Annotated in this window: 1 protein-coding gene; it reads left to right on the top strand. The window is 59.6% G+C overall.

What is annotated here, in order from left to right:
- A partial coding sequence (locus tag EOA22_RS35355; protein WP_164756260.1) for an iron-sulfur cluster-binding domain-containing protein occupies positions 1–654 on the top strand: 654 nt, incomplete at its 5' end.
- Between the last annotated feature and the right edge of the window lie 262 nt (positions 655–916).

The raw sequence follows: 916 nt of genomic DNA, 5'->3' as shown, positions 1-916 counted from the left end.
GGGATAACGCCCGTGATGTCGATGTTGCGGTCGCTTACCGACCGCGCAACCGACCAGGATATCTCCTTCATTCATAGTGCCAGAACGCCAGGTGATATAATCTTTCGACGGGAATTGGACGCACTTGCCTCTCGCTTCCCCAACGTGCGGGTAACGTGCGTTTGCAGCCAGGAAGATCGCACCTGGAGGGGGCCAACTGGCCGAATAGACAGTCAGATGCTGCTGACCCTCGTTCCCAATCTCCACAGGCCCACCGTTTTGGCCTGTGGACCCGAAGGGTACATGAAGACGGCACGGGCCTGCCTTCACGCAATAGGCTTCCCGCCGGCGCAGTATCACGAGGAGAGTTTCGGAGGCAGCAATGGTTCGCGGTCGGAATTGGCTTCAGCGATTTCGTCTTCGGTCCGTTTCGCCCGCTCGGGCGTGGAGCATCACTGCGCGCCCGGAGAGACCCTGCTTGAAGCGGCACGGAACTGTGGCATCTACATCCCAACCGCCTGCCAGCAGGGCGTTTGCGGAACGTGCCGAATAGCCAAACTATCCGGCGAAGTTGCCATGGACGATCTAGGCGGGCTGAATGCTGAAGATAAATCGGCCGGCTATGTCCTGGCATGTTGCAGCCGCCCGCAAGGAACGGTTTTGCTCGACGTTTAACTCGGCGTTGTTGACCTTTGAAAAGGCCGCCTTGCGCGCGCTTGGCCTCGAGGGTCTGGTCTCAAAATGTTGCCGCCGCCGTCGAAATGGGAGCAGAGCCGCCCCCCTTCCTCCTGGTTTTCGGGTTTACCACCCGCGCACCCGTGGCACCGTTCGACTTATTCCAACCCTTACTGAGCTACAGACGCGAATGTCAGCTTTAGGGCTCGAAACGTGGCAGCGCATTGGCCGGCCGCCAGGCAACTACGATCGGTTGCTGGAC

Source organism: Mesorhizobium sp. M7A.F.Ca.US.014.04.1.1, assembly GCF_003998745.1.
In the GTDB taxonomy this organism is placed as follows: domain Bacteria; phylum Pseudomonadota; class Alphaproteobacteria; order Rhizobiales; family Rhizobiaceae; genus Mesorhizobium; species Mesorhizobium ciceri.
Note: the sequence above shows the minus strand (reverse complement) of the source record. Positions and strands in the feature narration are given on the sequence as shown.